The organism is Erwinia papayae (assembly GCF_058241465.1).
Genome location: NZ_JBZCHT010000013.1, coordinates 1,605,941 through 1,627,041, shown reverse-complemented (window position 1 = coordinate 1,627,041; position 21,101 = coordinate 1,605,941). Strand labels below are relative to the sequence as shown.

16 protein-coding genes are annotated in these 21,101 nt (G+C 54.9%); 4 read left to right on the top strand and 12 right to left on the bottom strand.

What is annotated here, in order from left to right; translation table 11 throughout:
* Position 1 precedes the first annotated feature (1 nt).
* The 3 genes from AC3RPL_RS23710 to AC3RPL_RS23700 form a co-directional block, all read right to left on the bottom strand.
* Positions 2 to 1,582, bottom strand: coding sequence for a carbohydrate porin (locus AC3RPL_RS23710; protein WP_490741765.1), 1,581 nt, complete (start codon positions 1,580 to 1,582; stop codon positions 2 to 4).
* A 152-nt stretch (positions 1,583 to 1,734) separates the two neighbouring features.
* On the bottom strand, positions 1,735 to 2,661 hold the full coding sequence (gene cscK, locus AC3RPL_RS23705; protein WP_490741764.1) for a fructokinase: 927 nt from the start codon (positions 2,659 to 2,661) through the stop codon (positions 1,735 to 1,737).
* A 404-nt stretch (positions 2,662 to 3,065) separates the two neighbouring features.
* Entirely contained in the window at positions 3,066 to 3,680 is a 615-nt protein-coding gene (locus AC3RPL_RS23700; RefSeq protein ID WP_490741763.1) for an FMN-binding negative transcriptional regulator, read from the bottom strand.
* Between the two features lie 272 nt (positions 3,681 to 3,952).
* On the opposite strand from AC3RPL_RS23700, the gene AC3RPL_RS23695 reads away from it, so the two are divergent.
* On the top strand, positions 3,953 to 5,863 hold the full coding sequence (locus AC3RPL_RS23695; RefSeq protein ID WP_490741762.1) for a GGDEF domain-containing protein: 1,911 nt from the start codon (positions 3,953 to 3,955) through the stop codon (positions 5,861 to 5,863).
* Positions 5,864 to 5,981: 118 nt separating this feature from the next.
* Here the strand turns inward: AC3RPL_RS23695 and AC3RPL_RS23690 are convergent, their stop codons facing one another.
* Entirely contained in the window at positions 5,982 to 6,401 is a 420-nt protein-coding gene (locus tag AC3RPL_RS23690) for a type III secretion system chaperone (RefSeq protein ID WP_034936486.1), read from the bottom strand.
* A 55-nt stretch (positions 6,402 to 6,456) separates the two neighbouring features.
* Complete coding sequence (locus AC3RPL_RS23685) at positions 6,457 to 12,132, bottom strand: AvrE-family type 3 secretion system effector (RefSeq protein WP_490741761.1); 5,676 nt, start codon at positions 12,130 to 12,132, stop codon at positions 6,457 to 6,459.
* Positions 12,133 to 12,332: 200 nt separating this feature from the next.
* Between AC3RPL_RS23685 and AC3RPL_RS23680 the strand changes: the two genes are divergently transcribed.
* Both AC3RPL_RS23680 and AC3RPL_RS23675 read left to right on the top strand, forming a co-directional pair.
* Positions 12,333 to 13,742, top strand: coding sequence for a pectate lyase (locus AC3RPL_RS23680; RefSeq protein WP_490741760.1), 1,410 nt, complete (start codon positions 12,333 to 12,335; stop codon positions 13,740 to 13,742).
* Positions 13,739 to 14,068, top strand: coding sequence for a DNA-binding protein (locus AC3RPL_RS23675; RefSeq protein ID WP_490741759.1), 330 nt, complete (start codon positions 13,739 to 13,741; stop codon positions 14,066 to 14,068). The genes AC3RPL_RS23680 and AC3RPL_RS23675 overlap by 4 nt, the downstream gene beginning before the upstream one ends.
* Positions 14,069 to 14,193: 125 nt before the next feature.
* Here AC3RPL_RS23675 and AC3RPL_RS23670 read toward each other — a convergent pair whose 3' ends face one another.
* The 3 genes from AC3RPL_RS23670 to AC3RPL_RS23660 form a co-directional block, all read right to left on the bottom strand.
* Positions 14,194 to 15,432 (bottom strand): YopJ family acetyltransferase, encoded by a 1,239-nt coding sequence (locus tag AC3RPL_RS23670; protein WP_490741758.1) that lies wholly within the window; start codon positions 15,430 to 15,432, stop codon positions 14,194 to 14,196.
* Positions 15,429 to 15,896: a type III secretion system chaperone gene (locus tag AC3RPL_RS23665; protein WP_490741757.1), complete on the bottom strand. Its 468-nt coding sequence runs from the start codon at positions 15,894 to 15,896 to the stop codon at positions 15,429 to 15,431. Before AC3RPL_RS23665 ends, AC3RPL_RS23670 begins: the two co-directional genes overlap by 4 nt.
* Positions 15,897 to 16,006: 110 nt before the next feature.
* The gene (locus AC3RPL_RS23660) at positions 16,007 to 17,275 is read right to left on the bottom strand and encodes a type III secretion protein HrpN (protein WP_490741756.1); all 1,269 of its coding nucleotides are present in this window, start codon (positions 17,273 to 17,275) and stop codon (positions 16,007 to 16,009) included.
* A 245-nt stretch (positions 17,276 to 17,520) separates the two neighbouring features.
* On the opposite strand from AC3RPL_RS23660, the gene AC3RPL_RS23655 reads away from it, so the two are divergent.
* On the top strand, positions 17,521 to 17,751 hold the full coding sequence (locus AC3RPL_RS23655; RefSeq protein ID WP_490741755.1) for a hypothetical protein: 231 nt from the start codon (positions 17,521 to 17,523) through the stop codon (positions 17,749 to 17,751).
* 349 nt (positions 17,752 to 18,100) lie between these two features.
* On the opposite strand, the gene hrpV is transcribed toward AC3RPL_RS23655, so the two are convergent.
* Genes hrpV through AC3RPL_RS23635 form a run of 4 tightly spaced genes read right to left on the bottom strand, consistent with a single transcriptional unit; the run spans position 18,101 to position 21,100 of the window.
* Complete coding sequence (hrpV, locus tag AC3RPL_RS23650; RefSeq protein WP_490741754.1) at positions 18,101 to 18,451, bottom strand: HrpV family type III secretion system protein; 351 nt, start codon at positions 18,449 to 18,451, stop codon at positions 18,101 to 18,103.
* Complete coding sequence (hrpT, locus tag AC3RPL_RS23645; protein ID WP_490741753.1) at positions 18,444 to 18,638, bottom strand: HrpT family type III secretion system protein; 195 nt, start codon at positions 18,636 to 18,638, stop codon at positions 18,444 to 18,446. Before hrpT ends, hrpV begins: the two co-directional genes overlap by 8 nt.
* A 13-nt stretch (positions 18,639 to 18,651) precedes the next feature.
* Positions 18,652 to 20,691, bottom strand: coding sequence for a type III secretion system outer membrane ring subunit SctC (sctC, locus tag AC3RPL_RS23640; RefSeq protein WP_490741752.1), 2,040 nt, complete (start codon positions 20,689 to 20,691; stop codon positions 18,652 to 18,654).
* Entirely contained in the window at positions 20,684 to 21,100 is a 417-nt protein-coding gene (locus AC3RPL_RS23635) for a type III secretion system chaperone (RefSeq protein WP_490741751.1), read from the bottom strand. The genes sctC and AC3RPL_RS23635 overlap by 8 nt, the downstream gene beginning before the upstream one ends.
* Position 21,101: the final 1 nt, after the last annotated feature.

Sequence of the window (21,101 nt, the reverse complement as noted above, 5' to 3'; positions counted from 1 at the left end):
ATCAGAACCAGGTTTCCATCTGGACACCGAAGTTCCATTCACCGCCGGCCTTGAAGCCGTTGCTGCCGAAGGCATCATCACCCGCGTAGTTGTCCAGGCGGTGATCCCAGTCCATCCAGGTGGCAAACAGTCGGATTTCAGGACGCTTCAGGAAGTCGCCCACGTCGCCCGCTTTCAGCGTTGGCGCGACGGTGAACTTATAGAAGCTGCCGCTGACCGCGTTGCGGTTGTTATAACCTTCCGGACGCAGGTCCATATACTGATAGCTGCCTTCGTACTGCATCTCGAAGTTCTGATTAATTTCCTGAATCAGGCGCAGGTTGGCGGTGGCCCACTGATAGCTGTCGCCTTTCACGTAGCGATCCTGGCTGGTTTGCGCCAGCACCGCCGGTGCGATATGCCAGCCGCCACCCAGCGGGGTGATGCCGTAAGTTGCCAGAAGCCAGGTGTCGGCTTCCGGCAGCAACGCCCCGTCAGAACCGACGGATTTCACTTCCGCACCCAGACCATGACCATAAAGCAGCGCGGTTTTTGACAGACCTTCGCGCAGGCCATAGAAGCTGTCGTTATGCAGGCCAACCAGCGCGTGAACGCCCTCATTTGCCGCATCGCTTTTCACTTTATTGCCTTCGAGATCGAGGCGGTCATCGTTATCTTTCGCCCGCATACCGCTGACCATTACCTGCAACGGACCGTAGAAGTTATTCGAGGTCAGAATGTAATTCTGCGCCGTGTTCTCGCTGTTTTCGATATCACCGAAGGTGCGGCCATAGACAGACAGGTTACTGTGTCCCTGATCGCTCCATTTCATATCGTAGATACCGGCACCGGTTCCGGCGAGGAACACCACATCGGAGTCAAGCCAGTGGATATCAAAGTTATCGCGGTCAAAACGTTTACCGGCCCAGACGGTGGAGTCCTTGAATGCGCCGGTAAAGGTCGGCAGATGACCGAGTTCAGCAAAAGCCTGGCGTACGTTGAGCGAACTGCTGTCGGCAGTCCAGTCGTTGTAGGTGCGCTGCCCGTCGGCCATCATCACCTTAAAGCGCGTGGTCGCGCCGTTAGCCAGCGTCTGCTTATGCTCAAGGTTCATTTCAACGTAGGTGTCCGGCTCGTTGCCCAGACGACCAACATGTCCACCGGTTTCACCCGCCGGAGTCATAGTCGGGCCACCCTGGGTTTTCGCCGCCGAGCTGTTCATCAGCAGACCGGAGCGAGCGTAGCCGTGGAATTCAAACCCTTCGTCAGCTGACTTTTGTGCCACCTGAGTGGCTTTTGGCTCAGCCTCAGTCACCGCTGGCTGAGGCCGGTTAGCCTGCTGTTCAAGCCGTGCGGTGCGCTGCTCGACCTGAACGGTGGACGTCTGATTCTGCTGCTGCGCAGCGGTCAGTTTTTGCGCCTGTTTTTCCGCAGCTTTCGCCCGGCTTTCCGCCACGTCAGCGCGGTGCTCAGCGGCCTCAAGGCGCTTTTCCATCGCGGCGAGGCGGGTTTCAATACGGCTCATATCAGAGGCCGCCCATACCGGGCTGGCCGCAGACATCAGACCAACAGTTACAGCAACAGCAAGCGTGCTTTTTTTCATTGTTTTGCATCCCTGGAGAGGAAAGGCTATCGTCACATTATTTTTGCTAAACCGGTTTAGGCGCACATCATAATCACGAGTAATTTCTTCCCGCAATGAAATTTGCTAAACCGACTTAGTGATTGTGAGACAGCTCGCAAAACGAAGCGGGATCAGCCCAGTTGCTCTTCCAGTTGCTGACGATAGGGCAGTGCGGTCATCGCCCCTTTGGCGGTGGTAGCCAGTGCGCCACAGATTTGTGCGCTGCCTAAGCGGGCAGCCAGCTGCGGTTCATTTTCTGGCAGACCATGCTGCGCCAGCCCCCACAGCAGCCCGGCGACAAAGGCATCTCCCGCGCCGGTGGTATCCACGCTGACGACCGGCAGCGTCGGATAGTGGTGAATCTCGCCGTTGTGCCACGCTTTCACTCCAGCTCTGCCCTGGGTCAGCATCAGCAGACGGATACTGAATTTTTCCGCCAGTTGCCGCAGGCTGTCGTCAGTTTCCGCAGAGCCACTGATAAACGTCAGCTCCTCTTCCGACAGTTTCACCACGTCGGCCAGTTGCAGCGCCTGATGCAGGCAGTGCCGCAGTAAAGTGGGGTCGGCCCACAGATCGTGCCGGATGTTCGGATCAAAGCTGACGTTGCCGCCTGCGGCTTTGACCTGCTCCATCGCGGTCAGGGTGGTGGAGCGCGAGGGTTCCGCCGCCAGCGCTATCGAGCAGCAGTGCAGCCACTCACCGGGCTGAAACGCCGGCAGATCCGCCTGTTCAATAAACAGGTCGGCCCCCGGACGCACCATAAAGGTAAATGAGCGCTCACCTTCTTCATCCAGCGCCACCACCACCGTGGAGGTGCGCTGCGCCGCATCCGCCCGCATAAAGGCGATATCCACCTGCTCGTCGGCCAGCGTCTGACGCATAAAGTGACCAAAGGGATCGTCACCCACCCGGCCAATAAAGCCACTGTTTCCCTGCAATCTGGCAATGCCCACTGCCACATTGGCGGGCGCACCGCCCGGACATTGCAGTAAACGTCCCTGCCCTTCTGGTATCAGATCCACCACGGCATCACCCAGGCACCATACCCGCACTGACATGACATATCTCCTGAATCAGATTTTGCTAAATCGGTTTAGCATTTTAGGTTTTCGATTATGCCTGTCTTCATCCCTACGGAAAAGTTTTATGTGTGAAAAATATGAAGGCGGTTCCATCCCGTCAGCAAATAAACGGCACAGAATGCGCCCTGGCTGGAGCGGGGAAATGGCTGATGGCATATTTCGTGACAGCACGGGTTCATCCGCTACGCGGTGAGGTGTAACGGTATCGGTGGCTGCTGAGCCACACCCGCAAGCTGTGCATGTCAGGATGACAGATACCGTTGAATAGCACCCCGGTTTGTAGAATTTAAACAGGCAATATCTGGCCAGTAAGCGTAAGACTGCGCTTTCGACCTGGCACATCCTGTGCTGGTAATGCGGCCACAGGATGCCGCATAAGGTTACTCGCCCGTGCCCTTCGCGTGTTTCAGCATATATTCCGCCAGCGCCCGGGCATCAGGGTGAGAGCTGTTCTGCAAACCTCTGAGCGTCCCTCTCTGGTCTGCGACCGGGCGGTGCTGTCCCAGCTTCTCCTTTGCCTCGAGCCTGCTGATATCCAGGCTGAAACCGACTATGCCCGCCAGCTGCCGTTGCCAGAATGCTTCCGGCATCAACTGCGGATGGTTTTGCAGCTCCGGCTCATAATGCTTAACCAGTTTCTGCATCATGGCTGCCAGCTCGCTGTCAGTGAGTTTCACCACCATCCCGTAACAGTGGATGGCGACATAGTTCCACGTCGGCACCGCCTGCTCAGTCTGATACCAGGTGGGCGATATGTAACTGTGCGGCCCCTGAAAACAGACCAGCACCTGCTGCCCTTCCAGTTCACGCCACTGCGCGTTGGCTTTTGCCAGATGAAAGTAAAGCCGGCCCTGTGGCCCTTCATCTCTTACCAGCAGAAAAGGCAGGTGGCTGGCTGCCAGCGAAGACGAAACCAGCATGGCAAAACCATTTTGCTCAAAATATTGGTAAATCTTATCGTTATCTTTCATCTTCATTGCTTCAGGGATATACATCTTTCGCTCCGGCAGGGACAGAAATTATCTCTCTGCATCATAACGATAAAATGCCTGCCGTGGGGGGGCTGCATCCCCTGTCTGGCAAACATGATGCCAGTGCGCCCCGGCACCCGGTCGGTTTTCAGCAACGACAAACTGCCACCCCGGCTAAAGATATAGCGCCCCTGACCGATAATTAATCGATATAACAACTCAACGATGGTTACTGACCAGATTTAACGTTAATTATTTCTATTTTGTCAGTTTTTTATGTTGCAAGGGGGAGTGAATTGATTAGTTTTCTGAAAGGCAAGACGGTAGCCAGTCAGGCCCTGCTGCTGGCCGCACTCCGCACCACTCTCGTTGTGGCGGTGGTGGGGTCTATTTCCTATTATTTTGATTACTCCACCATTCTTAAATCCAGCCAGACCCAGCTGTTAATATCGACTCAGCAGAAGATTTTCCGCGAAAGTCTTCCTTTTCAGGAAATTATCCAGACGGAAAAAAACTTCCTCGAAGAGTTTAAATATTTATATCATGAAGATAATAAAATTATAAATTACGAAAACTATTCCCAGGAGATATTCGTTAAACACGAAGATAACTCCTGGACCCAGAATGATAAAATGTATGGCGGCCATATTTTACCCGGCGGTCAATATATCTATGGCACCTCAGCTACCTATGCACCGGATATACAACCTGATGCAGATACGCGAAAACGGTTTGTGCTGGCCTATTTATTATCCCACAAATATGGCATGGTATTAAAAGACCGCTTTTTAAATTTTTACGGCGTGGTCCCTGAAAAAGGATTTACTATTTTTCAGAAAGAAGATATTGCCAAAGCCTTTCACTATTCCGGTGCTGATGCGCTGGATCTCTCTGGCTACGAATTTTACAGCAGAGGCTTTAAACAGAAAGGTGAGGATACTATCTTCACCAGCATCTATTACGATTATTCCAACAAAGCCTGGATGACCACCATTGCCACACCCGATACGCCTTCCGCAGATGGGAAGCATAAAATGATGGCCTGCGTCGATCTGCTGTTAACCAATTTAATGAAGAGAACCTCAGAGCCGGAAATCAAAGGCACTCGCAGTACCATTTTTGAAGTGACCCCGCAGGGAAAACTGATATCGGATGACAAATATCAAAAAGAGATCTTCTCCAGCCAGGGCTCGGCATCAATAAAATCACTGAAAATTGAGGATTATTATCCGCTTATCAACGCCACGCTGAATAACAAATCGGGCAAGGTCAGATTACTCAATTTAAAAAATGAGATTGTTGCGGTAGGGCAAATCCCCTCCACCCCGTGGGCCATTGCGGTACATTATCCAAAATCATTACTGTACACCGAAGTATTATTCAATATTAAGGTGATTATTTATCTGGCGATGACCACTCTGGCACTGGAGTTGATTATTCTCTCCAGCGTGTTAAAAAATAAAATAACCATACCGTTAAATAACCTGATTGAGCTCTCTTCAAGGGTGGTGCCTTCAGGAAAAGTCAGCCATTTTGCCAGTAAAAGAGATCATAAGGATGAGATTGAGCGGCTGCAATATGCCTATATTGACATGATGGACAGGGTTAAAAAATCGCAGGAATCGCTGGAAGAAAAAATTAATGAAAGAACTAAAGAGCTTGAGAAAGCCAATCAGGAGCTGTTCGTTATTTCTCATACCGATCCATTAACCAAAATCGGCAACCGCCGTTACTTCTTTAATCAGGGCGAAGGTTTATTATTAAAGCTGGGCGAGATAAAAGACCGGATACTGCTGGCGGTAATCGATTTTGACTTTTTCAAAAAATATAATGACTTCTACGGTCATCCCCAGGGAGATGAATGCCTGAGAATAGTCGCCAATATTCTTGCTGAAAATATCGAGGCCGAAACAGATATTCTCGCCAGAATCGGCGGCGAAGAGTTTGCGCTGATAAAAACCGTTTCGAATGAACGGGAAGCAGAGGAACAGATCAAAACACTCTGTGATTCCGTCGCGGCAAAGGCCATCCCGCACACCGCCTCAGAAACCGGTATCGTGACCATCAGTATCGGCTATGTGACAGAGAGTTACAGCAAAAACACCACGCTGGATTCACTGGTTTCAAGAGCCGATCGCGCGCTGTATGTCGCCAAAAACTCAGGCAGAAACACCGCGGTTAATTTCAGCAATATTAAGGAAGAATAATCTGTTGCTGCACACGGCAAAGCGCCTGGCGTGAGCCATTAACTAAAAGCTGAAAGGCCACAGCGCTGAACAGGCGGGGCCGGGATATATTTTCCCCGCTCCGCCTGTTCAGACAGCCTCAGGCCGCGCTGCGTCCGCCGATCTGCCCGATAAACTCGCGCACTTCAGCCGCCTGTTCGATAAAGCCGCTGACCACATGGCTGAAGGTGGCCTCATCAAGCTGCGTCAGCGCCTGCTGGAAGCAGAGACGCACTTTGTACTGCTCATCCATCGCCAGCCAGCAGCCCCGCATTGCGGCCATCTCAAAGTTCAGCTGCAACAACAGCGGATAGAGCGTCAGCGAGGACTGCGGATCGGTCTCAGTTAACTGACAGTGAATCAGCAGGCTGTCACTCTGTTCCGGCACCTCCAGCACTGCAGCTTCCTGCCCCTGAGCATCGTACAGGGCGCAGACCCCATCCTTCAGATGCAATGGCGTTTTGCAGCCCGCTGAGAAGTACTGTAAAAATTTTTCCACCTGCCGTTGTGATGCTGTCATCCTCTCGCTCCTTAATTCTCTGTTTAACGGTCTGCCCGGCGACGATTAACGGCGGTCAGCTTTTCATTTCAAACCCTTCTTTTCTCAGCTCAGAGAGAGCCGATGCCACTTCCGGATTGGCTTTAGCAATTTCTCCCTCAAGCGTGAAGCGCCGTGGCGTGTCCTGGTCCTGACCGTATTTGAAGTTAATGGTGCCGATATTGCGTTCCATACTGACGCCCGCGCTGTTGCTGGCGCCCAGTAACAGCGTCGGCGTGTTGAATCCTTCACTTTTGGTGACATTCTGGCTGACGCTGATTGAGCGGATGCGCAGGTTATTACGATCCTGGAACAGCAGCCCCAGCTCCTCGCGCCCTACTTTACCGTCAAGAATGGCTTTTTCCGTCTGATCGCGCAGGCCATCCTTCAGCTCCATCGAGACGCTGGCGCTACTGAACGGCGTGTTTTGCAACTGTTTGATCAACCCCTTCAGTACCGGATCGTTATCCATCATCGCGCTCAGACGGGTAGCATTAGTGGGTGGCAGGGCCGCGTTAAAATGCTGCTTCAGCATATCCACAATACCGTTCTCATCCAGCCGGGACAGATTGCTGTAAGAAGTACTGTGCCTGGCCGAGCCCAATCCCATCACGTTGGTTTCAGCAGCCTGCTGACGCAGTACCAGCTGTTCCAGGTTGCGTACCGCCTCATATCTGTCGTCACCGATGACCTTATTGCGGGTAAAATGGCGGTGTAACTCGCTCAGTTGCTTTGAGGGTTCAGGGTTTTCCTGTTTTTTCAGGTCGGCCAGCAGTTTGGTGCTCTCGCTGTCCTTGAAATGTTTGCCCAGCGTGGAGGTCAGCTCGCTGATATCGTTGCTGGTTACCGGATCGGCCTGCTTCATCTCCACGCTGATGCTTTGGGTGGTGCTGTTATCCATCGCCAGCGACACCGCCACGTTGGTCGAGGTAAAGGCCGGGAAAGTCCCGACCGATTTAGCCGGCTCTTTGGTGGCGTTGCCGGTGACCTTACCGTCATGAGTAAAACCGTGGGCGACCCCCACACTGAAGGTGAGGTTGGCCCCGACGTTGGCCGAGTTAAGGAAAGTCGCACGGTTGTCACTGGCCGCGACCGTGCTGCCAAACTCGTCTTTTTGCGTACTGCGTTCGCGTCTGGCGGTCATCAGGTTAGCCGAACCGCTTACCCCGGTGGAAACACGGGCGGTTACACCGTCAGGTTTTGCGCCGTCGTTGGTGATGTTAATCCCGGCACGCAAATCGAAAGCCGCTGAGGTATCGACGTTGAACACCAGTTTGGTGCCCTGCTTCATCTGATGCTCAATCCCTTTTTTCATCAGCTCGGTCGGCGTCAGCGTGCCGTGCGTCAGGCCATGCAGAAAATCAGGCAGCTCTTCTTCGGTCAGTTTGAAATTCAGACTGTTTTGCAGCGTCCCCTGGATGTTACTGCTGATGCTGCCGCCGATACGAAAATCCGGGCTGATCTTATGTTTTTTGCTCAGCCAGTCGCTGGCGTTTTCGGCGGTGGTTTTTTTGCCGGTCATGTAGGGCATCAAATCGTGGCCGGTGGCGACAGAGATGGTGCCGGTGGCCCCGCCGTCACGACCAAAGGTGACGTCCAGTCCGCCGCTGGTGCGGCCAAAGCTCAGGTTATAAGCCCTGTCCAGGGTGATCCCAGCGCCGGGCACAATCGGCACCGGGATTTTGTTCAGCGTCGGTACAAAAGCGGTGCTGAGGCTGCCGCCGTAGGCACGGCTGAAACTAATGCTCTCGCCGCCGTCCAGCGACAACAGCGTGTCTTTTAATTTTTTCTCCAGCTGAGCGTTGCCCTGGGTGTCCAGCACGGTGCGGGTGGTCAGGTTGACGCCGTGGTGCTCTTTCTTAAAGGCGTTGATAAAGGCTTTCACCGCATCGTAATTGGCCTCCAGCGGTGCGTTATGGCTGAAGCCCATGTCGGTAAACTGCTTAATCGGGTTAGCGCCATACTGCTTTTCACGCAGGGTATCGAACTGCTGACGTAACTGCTTGATCTGGCCGGGATCGGGCTGATGTCCTGATACCAGTGCCGCCTTATCCGCCAGCTGATGCAGATCGCCTATGGTAACGGTATCCAGAATCAGCCGCGATTTGGTGAGGGATGTTTCGTCGTTGGGATCGCGCTGACGTCCCATCGGTACGTCACCTTTCTGGTGACTCATGTTCACCCCGGCTTTGACGAAGTGGCTGAGCAGCGTTTGCAGCTTACTTTCTGGTGACGGCGCGGCTGAGCTGACCGCTTTTTCTAACGCTTTACTGAGGTCGCGCCCCGAACGGTTAACGTTGAAGCTCTGTATCACCGCCTTGCTGGCTGAGGGTTTAAACTCTTCGTTAATCTGACCGTTACTTTTCAACACCCCCTGATGCTGTCCCAGTTCGGTGGCCGAGCGAACGGCACTGTGCTCCAGCTCTTCACGGAACCGCTTCATATCATTCAGCAAGGCCGCACCGTGCTCACCTAAATCCAGCGCTTCCATTTTGCTGTGCAAATCCATTTGCGTGCCGCTGTTACGCACGTTGTGCGCTTCCAGCTGCTTAATCAGTGCGCCCTGCATTTCGTAAACTGAGCCCAGACCACGCCGTCCCTGCCAGTTGTGCTGCATATTGTAGGCCGCATTTTTGATCGGACGCGGCGTCGCCATGGTTGGATTGAAAATATAGGCGCGCACCCGATCGGTGAATTTACTGGTGATTTTGCGGTTTTCCATCCCGGTCTGCCCGCCGACCTGCGCGGTAAGCTGCATGTTCACGCCGGTTCCGGGGATCAGGCGGCCTTTGAGGCCCTGATTTAAGCGGGCAAATACCTGTTCCGAACCACGCTGGCCGACTTCCAGCGGCGCAGGCTCTGGTGCGGTATGCGCGTGCCACTCACCCTCCCGCAACTGATGCAGGGTGCCGTCGGTCATGGTGGCGACCGGTTGGTTTTCATGGTCCATTTCCAGGCGTTCCAGCTCACTTTCACTGTGCGGCATCGCCAGTTTTTGCCAGCTGCCGCCAGCTTCGCCGCTCTGCCACTGCTCACGCGGTTGATGGAAAATCTCGCCGTCGTGGTTTACGGCGTAAAGATTCTGCTGATGATCGACGTGAATATCCTTCAGGGTGCCGGTGATTCCTTCACGGCTGAGGGTTTGCGCCGGCCGCGCCAGTTGCTGGGTGCCAGGCTTAATCTGGAATGAGCGAATATCGCCTTTTTCCGACAGCGCCAGGTATTTATTCACCCCAATCACCGCCATCGCCTGAGCTTTATCGGCTTTATCCAGCCCCTGAAGGGCGCTTCCCGGCTCCGGCTTGTTGCGTACATGCGGCAGCGTAAAGAAGTTGTCTTTGCCCTGACTGAAGGAGGAGGTGCTCTGGTTAATATCCAGCCGCTTGACCTCACCCTCTTTGAGAATATATGCCGCGCCGTCCAGCCCTTTTTTCAGCTGCTGACAGTCTGATTCTGCGGCGGTCCAGCCTTTGGTCAACTGGTCGAAGTAGTGAACCTTCCCTTCCTGAAGCGTCAGGCTGCCTTCACGCCCCATATTGAGAATCTGGTGCGGTTCCGGGTTAACATTTTGCAGGCCAAGATGGCTGTTGATCACCAGCGTGTCGCTGAGGTTCCAGCCCGCATGGAACTGGTGATCGTCGCCCAACGGGCAGGCGTGCTGCTGCCTGAAGTTATCTTTCACCAGCGCATTCAACTGACCGTGATTGTCAGTGAAAAAGCCTTCAATACGGTGGTCATGTCCGAAATGCTGTTTGAGCACCTTTTGTGACATGCTCTTCATCGGCAGCTCGTTATCCCTGACCTGCGACAGTACGCCGCTGTAGAGTTTGCCCTCGCTATCGGCGGCGTACAGCTTGCCATTGCTGATACCAATCAATTGGGTTTCCAGATGCGGTTCACCGCGCTTCAGCATCTGCATGGTATCGGCAAGATGCAGGCTGAACTGGACACGCTCTTCCGGAGAAGCACTGGACGACGGCATCAGACAGATATGATGCGGGCTCTCAGTATCGGTCAATACGGCCACCTGCCCATGCTCACTGACGGCAAAGGATTTGATCTTATCGACGAATTTTTCGGAGGTATGGTTATCGGACAGGTTGTGTAACGTCCGGCTGTCCTGCACCGCATAGAGTTTGCCATCGGCCTGACGGGAAAGCTGGCCGTGCGACTCTTTGCCGGCGGTTTGCCAGGTGCCAATTTCCGGATTGAGAATATGGATCTTATCGTCATGCAGACGAATCGACTCTCCTTGCGGTTTCGCCCCGCCTGCCGGGTGCTGCCAGACGCCGCTGAGCAGGGATCGGTGAACATCGCCCGGCTGATTGACGCTCAGCTTATTCTTGCCGTCAGTACCGATGCTGATCTGAATTTTGCCGTTGTTATTTTCCAGACTGACTGGCGTATCGCCAACCTGCGCCAGCTTTGTCCTGATAGCAGAGGACTGGCTGTTATGCAGCACGCTGTAGCCGCTCTCGTGACTTTTGATATCAAACAGCCGCCCCTGCTTGTCCAACAGCAGATGCTGGCGACCATCGCTGCTGGCCGAATGGGCCAGATAGTGCTGATCCTCTTTACCCAGCGTTTGTGACAGTAACGTATTGATCGCCGGAGAATTGCTGGCGGCCAGCTGCAATTTACCGTTCGTCAGCGTCATGCCCAGTGGGGCGATGGGAGTGGTAGACAGCTTCGACGGTCCCTGCAGGGACGACGGTTTTATGCTGCTTTCCGTTTCCAACATACTCTCGGCAATCGGGGACAGGGTTGGCTGGAACTTACGGGATATTGGCGTTGGTACACCCAGCCGCGGCGGCTGCGTGGGGTTTTCCCGCTCGCGTGCCAGTCGCTGTTGATTCAGTTGCTCAAACTCACTGTCGTCATCTTCCTCGGTAATTTCTGAGGTGCCGGAAGGGGTGGCGGCAGTGGGCTGATGCGCTTCAATCTGCTGGTGGTGGCCATGACCGTGTGTTTCACCCGCACCGTGTGTCGTTTCGGGACTGCCTGGCGGCGTGGGTGGCAGCTCTTCGATTTCATGGTGACTACCGGGAATATGGGCCGTAGTCGGAGGGGAAAGCGGCTCTTCTTCAATCTCGTGGTGACTGACAGGGATATTGACCGGCGTCTGGCTGGCCGTGGTGGAAGAAGGCTGGTTGATTCTGCTCAGCATGTTCTGGCGCATCTGGCTGAAGTTTTGCAACTGTTGGTGCTTCAGATGCGTCGGCACGCTGTCGCTGTGGCCCTCTTTTACCATCGGCCGACCGTTCATATCCCCCAGGCTGTTGCGTTTCACACCACCGGAACGGGTCAGACGCGCGGCGGCGGGCGGCGCGGCGGTTTCAGGCTCATCTTCTGCCTGAGGCTCTGCCAGTAAATCCCCCAGGGTGGGACGTCGGCTGCGGCCAGCTTCGGGAGGTGCCGCGCTGGAGGTGGCGGTCTGTGCTGAGGTTTTCTCAGACTTTTTAAACCCGAACATGCTTTTCAGGCTGAACGATTTTTTCTGCTGGCGACCGGCGCTTTTGCCATCCTGCCCTGCGGGTTGTTGATGGACATCGGGCAGCTTTCCACGATTTTTACCATCGGTCGCCAGCGACCCGGCAGCGGCCTGCGGCGTACTGCTGCTGCCCTGTTGCAGCGCAGCGCCCTTTCCGGTTTTTTTCTGCTCAACGTTCTGTACTACGGATTTCTGTTCAGTTCCATGTAATCTCAACTTCATGACCTGCCCCCGTCCAACATCCCGCGTAAAACATTAATGAAAGTTATGTAGCGAGCTAAAGCCAAAGGTTCCCGCCAGAAGTAAAAAAACCCTGCCTTTACCGCACAAAATGAGGAACCTCAGAGACGCGCGTCCCACTCAACACTGGCAGCCGACGCTGCATGTTCTCGGGTAGTTAACCTTCAAAAAGGGGAAAATCCATGTCAACTCTGACACTTAACAGCGCTATCCCGTACTCACTGGGGCATTTGCAGCCCGGAGAGAACCACGGGCTTTCCACCGGTAATAACGCAAGTTCCTCCCAGGGCCAGCAGCCCTTTGATCAACAAACCATTGAACAGATGGCTCAGCTGTTGGCGGAGCTGTTAAAGCCCCTGCTCTCCTCCCAGAGCGGTGATTCCTCCAGTGATGCTAATGGGACCAGTCCGCTATCCGGGCTGGGTAACACCGGCGGGACCAGTGGCGCATCGGGCAACAGTCTGCTCTCCGGCCTGGGTGGCGCTGGTGGCCTGTCGGGCCAGAACGGCAGCGTCAGTGGCACATCACAGGATGACAGTCAGTCAACGCTGAATGATATGAGCAGCAACGGGCTGGATCAGAGCCTCAGTTCTGACGGTCAGGGCGGCGGTAATATCAGCGATAATCCGTTACTGAAAGCGTTACTGAAGCTTATCGCTCAGATGATGGATGGCATGAATGGCCAGTTTGGTCAGCCGGACGGCAGTGACGATTCATCTTCTTCCGGCGGCGGCACCTCGCTGGCGGATGGCTCGGGTGGCGGAGGATCGGCCGGCAGCTTTCCTTTTAGCGGTACTTCACTTGCCGATGGCTCTGGCGGCGGATTCTCTCCCAGCGCCTCAACGGTTTCCAGCGGTCAGGGTGGCACTTCGCTGCTTTCCGGCAATCCTGCTGTGGGTTCCACCACGCACACCCCGGTCAGCGATCAGGCCGATCCGCTGGGTAGCGCAGGCACCGGCGCAGCGCAGGATGTGGGCTTCCCCACCGCCAGCACCAAACCCAACGTGGTGCATGACACCATCGTCGTTCCAGCGGGCCAGGTATTTGATGGTAAAGGGCAGACCTTCACCGCCGGGAAAGAACTGGGCGATGGCAGCCAGTCCGAAAGCCAGAAACCGCTGTTCAAACTGGAAGATGGTGCCAGCCTGAAAAACGTGGTGATCGGTGATAACGGCGCAGATGGTATTCATCTGTACGGTGATGCCAAAATCGATAATCTGCATGTCACCAATGTTGGCGAGGATGCGATTACCGTGAAGGCCAATAAAGAGGGCAAGAAATCCAAGGTTGAAATCAGCAACAGCACCTTCCAGAACGCTTCAGATAAAATTCTGCAACTGAATGCGGATACCGACCTGACCGTTAACAATGTGAAAGCGAAAGATTTTGGCACCTTCGTCCGCACCAACGGCGGTCAGCAGGGCGACTGGGATCTGAATCTGAGCCATATCAGCGCGCAGAACGGCAAGTTCTCCTTTGTGAAAAGCGACAGCGAAGGGCTGAACGTCAATACCAGTGATGTCTCACTGGACAACGTTAAAAACCACTACAAGGTTCCGGCATCAGCGAAACTGACGGCGGTGGCATCATGATGACCTCTCAACAGCAACGCCCGGTCACTCGCTGGGTGGAGGTGGTGGATAATCAGCAACGTCTTACCCCGGCGCAGTATCAGGCCTTTCAGCAGGCGATTGCTCAGGTGAAGGAGCGGCTGCATCAGGTGTTGAGTCGTCCGACGCCGCAACGTCAGGGCCGCTTTGAGCTGAGCGCGTTTGTTGACAGTCTGCACGCCGATTTTCTGCACGGTGAGCAAGGCGCTGCCACGGACGTGGGCCAGACCGCCTGGTGGATCACCCGTTATCTGGCCGACCGGCTGCTGGAGCTGCAACAGTTAGAACAGGCACGCAGCAGGATGTAGTTGTGCCAGTGCGTCGGTCAGAGCCGACGCACTGGCATTATTCATGCGCCAATAAAAAAGCACCGGGAGTCACTCCGGTGCTTTTTTTACATCAAAAGTCAGGACGTCTGACCGACTTTCTGCGACTACTTTTTGCCTCTTTGCGCCGCCAGAAACTCACCGGCTCGCGCGATTTCCTGAAAGCGGAAGCCTTCAATCGAGGTGCTGTAGGCTTTATCAAAGCGCTGTGCACGGTAGGCCAGATTGCGGTGCAGCAGGGTTTCGGCATGCAGGCCGCCTTTGTCTTTCGAGACAATATCATTCTCACGCGGACCACCCTCGACATGAGATTTTGACTGCGCATGTTTAATGAACTCTGACGGTATGGGCACCTTTGATTCACCGGCATGCAGACGTGCAGTGTATTCATCATGGTGCTTATAGAGTTTCAGCGCATTATTTAACGCAAACATGGCGCAGTCCCATGATGAGGCCTGAACGATGTGACCTACCATCTTTACATTGGCCCCTTTTAATCCATGTTCAAGCCCCACCTTCATCGGTTCCATCATATGAGGCAGCGCAGACTCGACACAGATGATCGACGGGCGATGACCGGGGCGTAACTGCACATCCATCGCGATATGGTGATCCGGCATGCCTCTGCCTGGTGGAACGACCACGCGCATATTCTTCGGCTCTTTACTGCTCCAGACTTCTTTATTTTGTTCTTTGATCGCTTTGAAACACTCGTCCGGCCCCTTAAAGACATGCAGATTCAACCCCGGATGACGGGCATTCTCCGCATCGGCAATCAGCGGCAACATTTTTTTATCCATCCGGGTAAGCATCGCATCGGCACCGGCGTTTTCATTAACCAGGTTGGTCGCCATTTTGGCGTATTCATAGAGATCTTTATTCAGCTTCTTCAGCTGCGGCAGGTTAACGCTATTCATCTTCTGTTGAAGACGGTCCGGTGTTCTTTCCGGTTTTTCCGGCAGGGGGTCGTTACGCGACATTTTTACTGAAGCCTGCATCATGTCGTGGAACTGTGCCAGCTCGGTATTCTCACGACGGCCGCCCTGGCGAATCAGGCCCATTGATGGACCCGCCGATGAGCTGGCCTGACCTGCGGAGTGCGCCGACGAACTGCTGCCCTCGCCACGATGCCGGGAGGAGGCGCGAGCGTGCTCAGGCGTACTGGGCGTGGAACTGGCATTGTAACGGGTATCGTTGGACAGCGTAGCGTTCTGTCGCTGTAATCGTCCGGCCCGGCCTGCCGGTAACGGTGATGCAAGGGGGGATGCGAGAGGTGACGCCGTCGGGGTGCGTTCGGGCGTTCGGGTCGCGCTTTTATTACCGGTTATAGCACGAAAAATATTCATCGGATTTTCCCCGCCATATTCAAGGTTAATCCCTGTTGTGGCAGCATACGCGGGGCCGAAGATGACTCAGCCGTGCTGTGCAGTAACTTGTTTTGCCACACTTTTGCCACCTCAATCATCTGCACGCAGGCACTGACAAAGCTGGCTTCCTCCACTGAAGGCAGTTGAAAACGCTGAAACAGCAGCAGTTCGTCTTTCTCCTGATCCAGACCAAAGGCTGCTCCATCGCTGGTGCCGTAATGAAACAGATTGGCAGCCAGAATATCGGCTAACAGAACGCTGCCCTGTGCCGCAGAGAGTGAACCCACGTTGAGATAAACAAACAGCCAGTTCTGCTGTTCCATATACTCCAGTGTCATCTCAAGCGTGTTCACTTTCAGGCAGCAAAGTTGATTGGCATCCAGCGACAGTGAACCTGTCTCCAGACGTCTTGCCAGTGCGCCCAGTAAATCTTGTATTATCATGACCGTCCTCCACGGGTTAGCCTGATGTAATGCCCGGAATCAACTGGAGCTTTACAGCCGTTAACCCAATAAGGGAGGCGGACAGGCAGCACCTGCCCGCCCTGCGCAACTTATGCCGCGCTCAGTTTGCCCAGTGCCATATTGTTGATGGCATCACCGGCCAGCATCGCATCAATACCCAGCGACGCACCGCCTGCACCGCGTGCCTGGAGGTTAGTGTTGCCGGTATCGCCCGCCATCGCACTTTTGATCATGCCTTTGGCTTTGCTGAACTGCTCCATGCTGGATGGCGTCATACCGTCATCATCCGGCTTGCTCAGTGCTTCTGCCCAGGATTTGGTGTCGGTTTTGGCTTCTGAACCGGCACTTTTCTGGTACTGAGGTTTACCGAAGATTTCAGGATACTGGTCCATAAACTGACCGACTTCCTTCGCCATTCCACGATCTTCTTTGTTAACGAAACAACGGGTGCTGCTGTCGCTGTGCGTACCGATGTTGTTCAGCGCTTCGATACCCGCTTTCATACCGACACCGGTTCCCACCACATTGCCCAGCAGCTGGAAGTCAGCCGGACCGCTCAGGCTTTGCAGAGTCTTACCGCCCAGGCCGTTACCGCCACCCAGACTGTTACCCATGCTCTGGCTCAGGCCGCCACCCATCAGGGCAGTCAGTGCATCGGTAACGCCTTTGTTATAGGCATTTTGTTCTTCGGTGGTTGGCTGGCTACCGGTGCTGCTGCCCGATGATGAGCCATCCTGATCGCCAAACATGCTCTGCATGATTTCAGCGAAGATTTTCATTAACTGTTCCATCGGGCTCATGCCAGAACTGGAGTCAGAACCGGAAGTGGAGCTGTCGCCAGAGGAGGTTGGATCCAGACCCAGCGCCTGATCCAGTGCAGAACCCAGGTTCGATCCAGTATTGCCGCCCAGCGTTGAACCAGCGGTACCACCCAGCGTTGAGCCGAGCGATCCACCCACGGTCGCGCCCAGAGGCCCACCCAGCGCGCCGCCAGCAACGGTGCCTAAAACACCGCCCAGCGTGCTGCCCAGTTCACCACCCGCAGCAGTACCCAGACCGCCGCCCAGACCACCCAGACCGCCACCGAAACCGCCATTTGAACTGCTACCAGAGCCATTACCCAGCAGGCTGCTCAGACCACCGCCGCCCATGATGCTCATCATCATCATCATGCCGGTAAGCATACCTGCCAGCTGATTAATAGTGTCATTCTGGCTGTTACCGCCCAGACCCGGTGAAGAGTTCGAGCTTAATCCTGCATTCTGCAAACTTGTACCCAGCAACCCGTTGCTACCACCTGCACCACCGACGTTGAATTGCATCGTGGTCGCTCCCAGCGGACTTGTATTCAGACTCATACCATCTTCCTCTGTGAATTAATGAAAATTTACCCTGCGGACGAAGCACCTGATGCGTGCCATGCCAAAGCCTCTATTGAGTGCCGTGACAGCGGTGGCGGTTCCTCTGCAATGCGAAAAAATAAGCGATGGCGCAGGGACAGGAGCTGCCCACAAATCATTGATGTGTTTAAGTAAGATAAGACTGACCCGCGCATCAGGACTGTCCGTCAGGGGTTAATCGGGCTGAAATTGCGGCAGGATCCGTGTGGCTGAGTGATTATCTGAATGATTTTTATACCATTACCCTGGTGCTTTTCTGTCGCCTTTTAGCGCGAGGGCACTATGGTTATTCTTTGCCGGATTACCCGATGTCAGACATTCCGCACAGTGATACGGCCACATCGTCAGGCACCGCCATCACCCATTTTGCCTCTGCTCGCGACGCCCTGCTGGTCAGGCTGGCGCGACATGCTGCCTGCGACGAACAAAAATAAAATTCTGCTTGCTTTTTCTGTTCAAAAAAATAGCTTCGTCCCTTGTCCCGGGACAAGGGACAGGGCACTGAGGTAATATATGAAAGGTCAAGATATTATATTGTTGTTAAAACTGGTGTCGCTTGAACGCCATGAAAAAACGCTGAGCGGAAGTGAAGCGCTAAGGCCACTACCAGAAGTATGACAGGACTGGGAGAAGCATACTTAAAATCATACCTGAAGGCTCTGGTTTAAGTCTGACTATCGATTCAGATTGCGACAACTTGTTTCTTGCGGAATAAACGTATGCAGGATAATTGAAATAATTATCCCCAGACGCCTGTTAAATCCACGCGATTAAAAAAGCGCCTCAACCCGCCAGCTCGATGCCCGCCAGATTAAACAACTGCGCTATTTGCTGCCTGTCGTCTGCCGACGCTTCATCAAGTTGCCGCCAGCAGGAGAGATTTCGGTCAGCGTTAACACAGAGGTAGCAGCCATCATAACGCTCAGGCAGCTGCGCCCGACGGCGCAGCAGGCGTTGAAAAAGTCCGGACGGCAGGTGGGTCGGTTGCAGGTTGAGCATCACTTCCCGTCCACGCTCACCGCACAACACCAGCAGCTCCACCCCCTGTTGCACCGGCCAGCGACAGTTCTGGCGCAGTTGCAACAGGCTGAGCAGGGCCGCTAACGAGCCGACCTGCGGGCACGAATTACTCATTCACCGTGACCTGAGTAAAATCGGCCACGCCATTACGTAACTCTGGCTGCCACCAGATAACCAGCTGATGGGAAGCAGACTGTAGGCGGCAGTCCACGGAGGTACAGGACAATCCGTTATCCTGACGTTTGGCACAGCCGGTCAGCAGTAGCGCCAGACCCAGCAGGACGAAAGAGGCTTTTTTCATGATGTTCCTCTGCTCAGCGGCTGATTAAAGATTGACGTGATTCAGTCAACACGCGGTTTGGATTAAGTGCCATATACACCTCTGCCGATTGGCCCGGAGCCAGTGAACTGCGCGGCCATACCGCCACCGCCATCGTTCGTTTGCTGGCACAGTTGGACTCGTCAAAGCGCAACGGTTTGTTAGTGATATTGCGCACCACGCCCACGCTCAGTTGCACACTGCCGTTGGCCCCGGTGTACCACTGCGCACGGGAGTTATCGAACAGCAGCCCCGGCACTTTCTGGCAGACTTCACTTAAACGCGGCCCATACAGCTGCGACTGGAAACCGGCAGGCGTCTGGCGTTCGGCCAGGTCGCGCATGGCGTTCTCCACCACGTCGTGCAGATTGACATTGCTGTGACGGCGCTCGACACGCTCCATTGCATCGCTCAGTTGCTGACGATTATCGGCAGTCACATAGCGCGTTGGATCGGTCTGATCGCCAATCAGACGCGGCGTCAGAATAAATAAGCGCTGACGCTGGGAAATCTCATGGCGGGTCGAGGTAAGGAGTTTGCCGATCCACGGAATATCGCCCAACAACGGAATGCGCTGGCTACGATCGCCGCTCTCTTCCACATGGAAGCCACCCAGCACCAGCGCACGGTTTTCGCTGATCAGCGCCTGGGTGCTGACCGTGCCGCGTTTCACGCCGGTGGCCTGACCGTCGCTGTTGGTTTCCACATGACCATCTTCAATATCGATCATCAGCTGAATACTGTTGTGCCCGCTGCTTCCCACCGCGCGCGGCGTGACCTGAAGACTGGTGCCCGCCGTCACCGGCTGAATATCCGCCACGCGCTCACCGGTAGCGGTGATGTAAGCGGTCTGGCTGAAGTCAATCACTGCGGGCTGGTTTTCCAGCGTCAGCACCGAGGGATTCGCCACAATCGATGCGTTACCGTCCCCTTCCAGCGCCTGAATATCGGCAAAGAAGCGTTTGAAATCGCTGACAAACAGCGTGCCGCTGCCGGACATCAGCGAGGTGCCGCCGGTAACGCCACCCAGCGTCGCCTGCCAGTTCGCCTCCAGACGGTTCAGTGCGGTACGGTCGATATCAAGGATTACCGCATCGATTTCCACCAGATTCTGCGGCACGTCGATTTTGGCAATCAGCTGAGCATACTCATCGCGACGCTTGTCATCATCACGGATCAACAGCGCATTGTTACGCACGTCCGCCGAGATGCGGCCGCTGAGATCGTCAATGCTGCTGCCCCCGCTGTCCCGGTCAGACGGGCGGCTGGTGCCGTTGGTACGGCTGGAAAGGCGCGCCAGCAGTGACTGGGTGTTCTGCATCATTGCGTTGTTGTCAGGCACGCCGATACTGCCCTCAACGCCGCTGGCGCTGGTCGGTGCAGCCCGCTTGCCGTTCATCAGCTCGTTGAGCATGGTGGCCACACCGGGGATCACCAGCGTCTGATCGCGGTAATGAATGGTCCTGTCGGCCACCGAGGCATATTTCAGTGGGAAGGTCATCACTTTACGCCGGTCTTCTTTTTTCTCGCGCTGCTCACTGAAGCGCTTGACCAGCTCAAGATACTGCGGCGGTCCGGTGACCAGCACCACACCGTCATCCGGCAGCTCTCCCCAGCCAAAACGCGGGTCCAGCAGGCCGATGCCGCTCAGCGCCTGTTTGATATCAGGGGCAGCATCCGGCGAGATCTCCAGACGTTCTGAGCTTTGCTCATCCTGGGCACTGACATACAGAGTGTTGTTGTAGACGAACCACTGAAAACGGTGTTCCAGCGCCAGACGATCCAGAAAGGCGCTGGCGTTATCGGCGCGGATCTTGCCATTGACTTCGGTATCTTCGACGTTGCCCAACTGTAAATCGACACCGTGCCCGCTGGCAAAATCCTGAAGTACGGTGGATAACGGCGTGTGGTAGGCAGAATAGGCGTAGGACTGTTCTTTCCAGTCGGAGGGGGCCTGTGCCCCAGCCTGATGGGATACGCACAGCATTAATAACGCGCCCAGCAAAAGCCCGCGCGATTTAATCTTATCAACCATGGTTTCCCCTTGGTAAAAATGCCAGGCTGTGCAAGGGCACTGCGCCATGGGTTGCTGCTTTTTTTCGCTGCTGTTGCAGCATGGTTTGCCAGACGTCACGCTGATTCAGCAATGACTCCAGCTGTTCACACACCGCATCAGCATCAGCCTCGCGGAGGCTTAACACTAGTACCAGACTATTATCCTGTAAAGCAAGCGCAGCGGCATCGCGACCGAAATATCGCAGCGCCGGGGCTGTCAGCTGTAAAGCCCGCGCCAGAAAGGCCTCATCCAGCGGCGCAGTGACCGTCAGTTCGGCCAGTGCAAACAGCTGCCCTCCCCGTTGCTGCAACCAGAGGGTGCCCTCATCCACCACTAACCGCTGGTCTTCGCCAGGATTGTCCAGCCAGTGTTGCGCCCACTGCTGCAAT

What these genes read in the sequence shown, in the direction of transcription:
- AC3RPL_RS23670 (WP_490741758.1), bottom strand. Translation starts at nt 15,432, where the DNA reads ATGAATATTTTTCGTGCTATAACCGGTAATAAAAGCGCGACCCGAACG.
- hrpV (WP_490741754.1), bottom strand. Translation starts at nt 18,451, where the DNA reads ATGAGTAATTCGTGCCCGCAGGTCGGCTCGTTAGCGGCCCTGCTCAGC.
- AC3RPL_RS23710 (WP_490741765.1), bottom strand. Translation starts at nt 1,582, where the DNA reads ATGAAAAAAAGCACGCTTGCTGTTGCTGTAACTGTTGGTCTGATGTCT.
- hrpT (WP_490741753.1), bottom strand. Translation starts at nt 18,638, where the DNA reads ATGAAAAAAGCCTCTTTCGTCCTGCTGGGTCTGGCGCTACTGCTGACC.
- AC3RPL_RS23685 (WP_490741761.1), bottom strand. Translation starts at nt 12,132, where the DNA reads ATGAAGTTGAGATTACATGGAACTGAACAGAAATCCGTAGTACAGAAC.
- AC3RPL_RS23665 (WP_490741757.1), bottom strand. Translation starts at nt 15,896, where the DNA reads ATGATAATACAAGATTTACTGGGCGCACTGGCAAGACGTCTGGAGACA.
- AC3RPL_RS23675 (WP_490741759.1), top strand. Translation starts at nt 13,739, where the DNA reads ATGATGACCTCTCAACAGCAACGCCCGGTCACTCGCTGGGTGGAGGTG.
- AC3RPL_RS23680 (WP_490741760.1), top strand. Translation starts at nt 12,333, where the DNA reads ATGTCAACTCTGACACTTAACAGCGCTATCCCGTACTCACTGGGGCAT.
- AC3RPL_RS23660 (WP_490741756.1), bottom strand. Translation starts at nt 17,275, where the DNA reads ATGAGTCTGAATACAAGTCCGCTGGGAGCGACCACGATGCAATTCAAC.
- sctC (WP_490741752.1), bottom strand. Translation starts at nt 20,691, where the DNA reads ATGGTTGATAAGATTAAATCGCGCGGGCTTTTGCTGGGCGCGTTATTA.
- cscK (WP_490741764.1), bottom strand. Translation starts at nt 2,661, where the DNA reads ATGTCAGTGCGGGTATGGTGCCTGGGTGATGCCGTGGTGGATCTGATA.
- AC3RPL_RS23700 (WP_490741763.1), bottom strand. Translation starts at nt 3,680, where the DNA reads ATGTATATCCCTGAAGCAATGAAGATGAAAGATAACGATAAGATTTAC.
- AC3RPL_RS23690 (WP_034936486.1), bottom strand. Translation starts at nt 6,401, where the DNA reads ATGACAGCATCACAACGGCAGGTGGAAAAATTTTTACAGTACTTCTCA.